We start from the raw sequence: 7,509 nt of genomic DNA, 5'->3' as shown, positions 1-7,509 counted from the left end.
ACTTCCCCTCGATGTAAACCATTTGCTTTAGAGCATAGAGAAAGTTGAACTGCACCGATGATGGCATTTTCATCTTGAGCAATAAATAAACGACGGTTTCCTGACTTTAAATCCGATTCTACCCCACTCCAGTATGACTCGATTTCTTCTCTGTCGATCGGAGTTAAAAAACCGACTGAAGCACCACTCTCAACACAATCTATAAGCAATGAATTTAACTGAACTGAGACGCTAGAGGTTGAATTAATTTCCTTTATTTCCACTGAACTATCCTTGTAATTTAACGCCCGGCTAAGGGGTTGACAACGCATAGCCGAACTCAAAAAACACACTGTAAACACTGAACTTCAATTTTGTACTAAAGCCGCCACGCGTTGGCAATCCCTCTTGAGCCGTTTGTTAGGCCAACCAATTGACACCGACACTTTTACAACCAAAGAACGAGCTTTTTTGTAAACTTGAAACAAACTAACCGATTAATTTATAAAGCAAAATGCTAAATCAGCAAAGAAACAAAAAACTCAAATTGAGCGGTTTGGAAGAAAAGTGACGAGCGTAGCATGCTCGGCGGACGTTTGGATGCTGAAGGTTATTATGCCGCTAAACTCACAACGAAAAACAGCTCAACGCGATCAAGAAACAACAAATATGTGATGACTATTTATTGCTTAACTTAAGCCAGAAAACATTGAATTTACCGTTCAATTTCAACTCGATTTAGCTGATAAAAACTCACTTTGCCTAACGCCCGCTTAAGGGGCAGACAACGCTACTACCAACTTACCGCATAACACCATAATCACGAAACCCAACGCATGATAAAAATGCCACGCGTTGGCTGTCCCTCTTGAAGCGTTTGTTAGGGCGCTGACTCAAAGGTTACGCTAACTTTTAGTAGCCTCGATACTTCACGTAAAAGCTTATTGTTTTCTGATGCAAGATCTCGTGCTTGCCCAGTAAAACTTGAGCTTTTATAGAACTCTTGCGCTAGAGGGTTCATATTATGTGACACAACATTTAAGTTATGGCACACGCTCAACAAATCTTTCTTTGATGGCAGCTTATAAATACACTTCAATATTGGATAACCCATTATTAACTCGGACTCAGCAAGTAATAATGCAGATTGTTTTGAAATTGCACTTGAAATTTCTTCTGAAGCTGAAGCGTTTGAAATTTTGGGCATATTTTCAAGAATAACGATACTAGTCAGCACAATTTGCTTTTTGAATTCTTTAGCTGGTTCAATAGCTAACTTTAAGATCAAATTTTGGAGTACGAAAATCAGTACGCCAGACATAACCGCAGAAAAAAACGCTAAACCAAAATCCACTTTAAATCCTCTAGAAATCGATAATTGAATCACTCTCGGGCGCCCTAACGCCCGCTTAAGGGGCTGACAACGCTACTACCAAGTTACCGCATAACACTAAAACCACCAAAATCAACGCATAATGAAAATGCCACGCGTTGGAAGTCCCTCTTGAAGCGTTTGTTATATGAATATTAGCCAAGTTGTTTTGTCCCAGAAAGCGGCGGCGGCAGTGGAACAGCATTTGGAATAGACTTTACGATAGGATCTATGTTGTTGAAATGCCTTTCTTTCAAAGACATGCACATACCATCAAAATCAGGAAACATTGTTGCAGAACTTATCCCCATGAGATTTAGCTCGTTCATTATGAGTCTGCGCTCTTTGATCGGCAATAAGGCGTAATACAGAAACGTTTTACCCGTTGTTTGCTTAATATTGTTTAGGTACAACTCTACGTCAGGAACATTTGTTACTGTCGTGACTGCCATCTGGGAAACTAATCTTTGGTTGTCTACGTATGCTGGCTTAAATTCTGAAAGAAAAGGGCTATCGCCAGCCAATAACATGGGTACCTGCATATAAGAACTACGCCATAACTGGAAGTCAAACATGTATATTTTAACGTTTCCGTTAGCATCAACTTTTCTGGGATCTATATCCTTAAGAGCAAAATATGCAGCAACATATGGCGACATTGTCCAGTCTAATAGCGGAGTCGGAAAACCGTGATGTTGCAACTTAGCTAAAAATCCACCTACATCGTTTTCATCTGTAGGGTCATCGACCCTATATCCGAATGCAGCAGAACTATAATAAACGTCTGGTAGTATTTTATCGAAATAGTCTCTCCAACTGATCCCGTTCTTTGCTGCGTATCGTTGGAATGTTGTCTCTAGCTTCCACGTAAGATCTTGCTGCCCTCTAAAAAAATACGTGTGATTATTTCTGACCAAATCAGACACCCACTTTTTGTAGTCATCCCAAGAAGTTATCATCATACTTACCTATTCATATAACGCCCGGCTAAGGGGTTGACAACGCATCGCCGAACTCAAAAAACACACTGTAAACACTGAATTTCAATTTTGCACTAAAGCCGCCACGCGTTGGCAATCCATCTTGAGCCGTTTGTTATGCAAATTCAATGAGATAAACTTACTTTACTCGATCAAAAACCACCATTGCAATGGTTAAGTGATTCAAGAACCAACCAAAGCCAGAGCCGTGATAAATAAGCCGCCAAAACAAAGTCCACCCTTCAGCAACAAACCAAGCTTTTGAATGAGACAAACCCTACAAGCAATACTTTCAGCAAGTGAAAAATGCTCGATAAACTTGCCCTTTCCACACTTTGCGCACGCTGAATTGACAACAAAACAGCACCAAAACTCATTGAGGCAAACAAAGAACCTTGCCTGTTTTACGGTTTAAGTTAACCACGAATTTGAGGGTAAAAAAGCTCATTTGCCGACAACACCAAACGAATGGCCGGAGAAATCCTAAAAGATTGAAACCCTAAATTTACCTGAGTTGCATAACGCCCTGTTAAGGTGTGAGCAACGCAATACCGAAGTCGCCGCATACCATCTTAATCACTAAAACCAACGCATAGTAAAAATGCCACGCGTTGCGAATCACTCTTAAACAGTTTGTTATGCCTATGAAACCTTGCACTTATCACTTGAAATATTTTGGTTTGCCGTAGAGTTGGCTTCCATTAATATCTCGTGGTCTTTGATTTTGACTTCGTAACTACGCAGAAGACCACTCTCACATAACAAACGGTTTTGAGGCAAAGGAATATCAGAATACAAATAACTACGAATTGAAAACCCGCCAAGCACAAATGTGGTATAGCCACATATATCTGATGCTGTGGTTTTTGGATTGATAATAACCCTTTTACGAGACTGCCTTTCCTTTGCATCGGGCATAGCATCACTCATAACCCTCTCAAAAGTACATGGGTATTCATTCGAGCGCATTGCGGTAAGAGATAGTAAACTGACCCTAAGTTTTTCCTCTTGCTGAGGGTGTAACGAAACACCGCTATAAAAATCTAGTTTAGAGACAGAAGCGCGCCACAATAGTGACATTTGAAATAGCTTTAACTTTTCATAGTTAACACCAGACAATTCGAGATGATCGCTAAATTGAGTTACTCTGACACCAACATTATTTGGATTGTGGAGCAGTAACTCTGCAGCGTATTTTTCAAAATTTACTGAAAATTTCTGCTCACATTCTCCGCAAAGCATTTTTTCCGAGTAAGTCTCTTGCCCCCAATAATTAGCATCCCGAGTAATTACAATATGCCGACCATCAACTTGTTCTTTTTTAACATATTGAAAGAAAGCATCAGGAATGATGTGCGATTTCCTTAGCTCTCTGTCTTTTAAGCACAGTTTACATGTTTCCATACACAAACCTCCAACAGTAGGCATAACGCCCGGCTAAGGGGTTGACAACGCACCGCCGAACTCAAAAAACACACTTAAACACTGAACTGCAATTTTGCACTAAAGTCGCCACGCGTTGGCAATCCCTCTTGAGCCGTTTGTTAGGCCAACCGATTGACACCGACACTTTCACAACCAAAGAACGAGCTTTTTTGTAGACTTGAAACAAACTAACCGATTCATTTATAAACCAAAATGCTAAATCAGCAAAGAAACAAAAAAACTCAAATTGAGCGATTTGGAAGAAAAGTGACGAGCGTAGCATGCTCGGCGGACGTTTGGATGCTGAAGGTTATTTTGCCGCTGAATTTACAGCGCTAAGCAACCCAAAACGATCACGAAACAACAAATATGTGATGACGATTTATTGCTTAAGTCCAGCCATTAAAACATGGGATTCACCGTTCAATTCAAACCCGATTTAGCTGATAAAAACTCACTTTGCCTAACGCCCGCTTAAGGGGCTGACAACGCTACTACTAACTTTCCGCATAACACCTTAACCACAAAAACCAACGCATAATAAAAATGCCGCGCGTTGGAAGTCCCTCTTGAAGCGTTTGTTATGCTTTATTACTTATTGATTAAATTGATTTTTTTCAACATTTATTGCTTACGAATACTTTAACTCAAAATGATAAACTTGCCTACTTTCAGCAATCATTGGTGCAAATAAGATCCCAAATAAGTTGAAGCGAATTAGCCTGCGGAATCAATGGGCAAACAACACCAAAGGAAGAGACCGTTCAGCGACAAATGAACCTTTTGTGTGCACAATTTATCAGAGCTGAGCCGGAAAAAAGCGCACAATCATCGATAAACTTGAACTAACCAAACACTTTCAGCAAACAAGTGTTCATGAGATCCCAAACATGCTGAAGCGAAATAGCCGGTGGAATCAGTGAGCCAGCAACACCAAAGAAAGAGACCTTTCAGCATCAATCGAACTTTTTACGCACACAATTTGTCAGAGCAGCGTTGGCTAAAAAAGCACGAGCATCGTTCAACTTTCAATACCCACGAAAAAGAATAATAAATTCATAATATCAATAAATTAGAATAGGAAAACTTCTAAATCAGACTGAGTTTTCCCATTAAAATTTATATATTGATTTTGCTGAGGTTCAATAAAGCATAACGCCCAATTAAGGGGTGAGCCACGCGACCACGACACCCAATTTGGACACCGTAAACACTAAACTAAACACAAACCAAAAATGCCAAGCGTGGGGAATCCCTCTTAAATTGTTTGTTATATTTTTTATTTCAGTGGACTCAATACCTCAAGCAACCCTTGATGAATTGAGCTTCGATCGACGTTACCAGTTTCTTGGCAAACAAAAGCTGCGCCTTCTTCTGCCAATATTTCAATAGCTTGAGGCTTACAAACTTGCATAAAACTAAAGTGCGAAGCACCTTTGATTTCTTTGTAAGAAAGGTTGCTCAGGCTGGTATTTATATACGGAGTAATTTGTAAGTTGGGCGGGATAGTCTTGTCCAATTCAGCACCAACTATTAGAGTCTTTGCCGACAAAGTATCTAATGATTTGGGTAATATCGCAGGCACGTAGCCTGGAGCGATAGCAACTGCATTTGTTATCCGTTTATCTCTGTAATCGCCTGAGATCATAAGGCGTTCCTGTAGTGAAAGATCATTGAATGCATTGCTGTAATAATCGCATGACGTATCATTGTGCTGATTACAGTATTCCTGATACCCCTTAATATCGAATTTGGCGCCTGCTAATGCTAATGCTGTGTAACCACCCAAAGAGTAACCGATGACAGTTATATTATCTTTGTCTACATATTGAGCGTAATCACTTGATAGTATCTGATCAACAAGGAAGGAGACATCTCTAGGCTGATCCCACATTCTAAGGACACTCTCCGGCGTAGCTTGACCTGTTGTATAACTAGGATGATTTGCTGACACGACAAAAGCACCTTTCTCAGCTAACTCGCTCCCAAGCCATGATAGATTTTTCCAATTACCCGAAGTTCCGTGAACTAGGATGTACAATGGAAAATTCCTACCCTTTGGGATTGCTGATTTAGCAGCCTTAAACCCATAGAAAGCTATGTTTTCAGCGAAAATAGTTTCAGGTGTGGTCATAGTTGTTGGGTAAAATAGCTTAGCCTCAATGACCCTACCCCTTTCATTATCTTGGTAATTACCTTCGGCAATGCCTATCGTCGCCATGCTTGCCGAACTGAAGCAGCATAAAGAGACTAACATTATTCTTTTCATATTTTCCTTTATCCACTGACGTAAAACAAAAATATAACGCCCGGCTAAGGGGTTGACAACGCACCGCCGAACTCAAAAAACACACCGTAAACACTGAACTTCAATTTTGCACTAAAGTCGCCAAGCGTTGGCAATCCCTCTTGAGCCGTTTGTTAGGCCAACCGATTGACAACGATACTTTCACAACCAAAGAACGAGCTTTTTTTTGTAAACTTGAAACCAACTAACCGATTCATTTATAAACCAAAATTCTGAATCAGCAAAGAAACAAAAAACTAAAATTGAGCGATTTGGAAGAAAAGTGACGAGCGTAGCATGCTCGGCGGACGTTTGGATGCTGAAGGTTATTTTGCCGCTAAACCCACAGCGCTAAACAACCCAACGCGATCAAGAAACAACAAATATGTGATGATTATTTATTGCTTAAATTAAGCCACAAAGCATGGGATTTACCGTTCAATTCAAACTCGATTTAGCTGATAGAAACTCACTTTGCCTAACGCCGCATTAAGGTGTGAACAACGCGACCACGAAGCTTAACCTTACCACCGTAAACACTGAACTCAACGATGGAATGAAAAATGCCAAGCGTTGAGAATCACTCTTAAATGCTTTGTTAGCTTTTGGGGATGAACTGCCTCATAAAGTCAATACCAGCATCAGTTCCGCAATTTAGCGTACGATCCAGCAAGAGATCTATGTACTTTGCCGCATCTTCGACATTTGCTTCGCCATTTTGCACATTAGTTAAAAGGAACCGAATAAACGACTGTCTCATTGCTACTTCTTGTTCCGTCCATTCACGACTAAAACTATTAGCATCTGCATCTAAGAAGTCCTCTTCAGAGTCTTCAAATTCAATAAAAGTTCGTGGAGGCTCGTGATAAACCCGAGTTATTGCGCTAGGCATCCAATCATCACCAGTGACAACATCCGAGTCAAACGGAACAGTAGAATCAATCTCTTGTAACGTCTTAATTAACTTTGAAATTTTCATTATTACTCCTAATTTGATGATGAAAGCTAACGCCCGGCTAAGGGGTTGACAACGCACTGCCGAACTTAAAAAACACACTGTAAACACTAAACTTCAATTTTACACTAAAGTCGCCACGCGTTGGCAATCCCTCTTGAGCCGTTTGTTAGGCCAACCGATTGACAACGACACTTTCAAAACCCAAGAACAAGGCTTTTTGTAAATTTTAAGCAAACTAACCCATTCATTTATAAACCAAAACTCCAACTCAGCAAAGAAACGAAAAACTCAAATTGAGCGATTTGGAAGAAAAGTGACGAGCGTAGCATGCTCGGCGGACGTTTGGATGCTGAAGGTTATTTTACCGCTGAATTAACAACGCTAAACAACCCAACGCGATCAAGAAACAACAAATATGTGATGACTATTTATTGCTTAACTTAAGCCAGAAAACATTGAATTTACCGTTCAATTAAAACCCGATTTAGCTGATAAAAACTCACTTTGC

The 7,509-nt window shown here is 40.2% G+C and carries 5 protein-coding genes and 1 pseudogene; all 6 read right to left on the bottom strand.

Annotated elements, in window-relative coordinates; all coding sequences use genetic code 11:
• Positions 1 to 263 (bottom strand): annotated as a pseudogene (locus NB504_RS08375) (GNAT family N-acetyltransferase); the annotation flags it as partial.
• A 596-nt stretch (positions 264 to 859) separates the two neighbouring features.
• Entirely contained in the window at positions 860 to 1,333 is a 474-nt protein-coding gene (locus NB504_RS08365) for a hypothetical protein (protein ID WP_052074358.1), read from the bottom strand.
• A 173-nt stretch (positions 1,334 to 1,506) separates the two neighbouring features.
• On the bottom strand, positions 1,507 to 2,313 hold the full coding sequence (locus NB504_RS08355; protein WP_101945424.1) for an FRG domain-containing protein: 807 nt from the start codon (positions 2,311 to 2,313) through the stop codon (positions 1,507 to 1,509).
• Between the two features lie 660 nt (positions 2,314 to 2,973).
• On the bottom strand, positions 2,974 to 3,735 hold the full coding sequence (locus tag NB504_RS08345) for a hypothetical protein (RefSeq protein ID WP_258428631.1): 762 nt from the start codon (positions 3,733 to 3,735) through the stop codon (positions 2,974 to 2,976).
• Positions 3,736 to 5,035: 1,300 nt separating this feature from the next.
• Positions 5,036 to 6,025 carry an alpha/beta fold hydrolase gene (locus NB504_RS08330; RefSeq protein ID WP_137027287.1) on the bottom strand — a complete coding sequence of 330 codons (990 nt, stop codon included), beginning with the start codon at positions 6,023 to 6,025 and terminating at the stop codon, positions 5,036 to 5,038.
• A 616-nt stretch (positions 6,026 to 6,641) separates the two neighbouring features.
• Positions 6,642 to 7,022, bottom strand: coding sequence for a hypothetical protein (locus tag NB504_RS08325; RefSeq protein ID WP_258428630.1), 381 nt, complete (start codon positions 7,020 to 7,022; stop codon positions 6,642 to 6,644).
• Positions 7,023 to 7,509 lie beyond the last annotated feature (487 nt).

The organism is Vibrio sp. RM-69-4 (genome assembly GCF_024743775.1).
Classification (GTDB): Bacteria; Pseudomonadota; Gammaproteobacteria; order Enterobacterales; family Vibrionaceae; genus Vibrio; species Vibrio anguillarum.
This window is presented reverse-complemented; position numbering and strand designations above follow the sequence as displayed.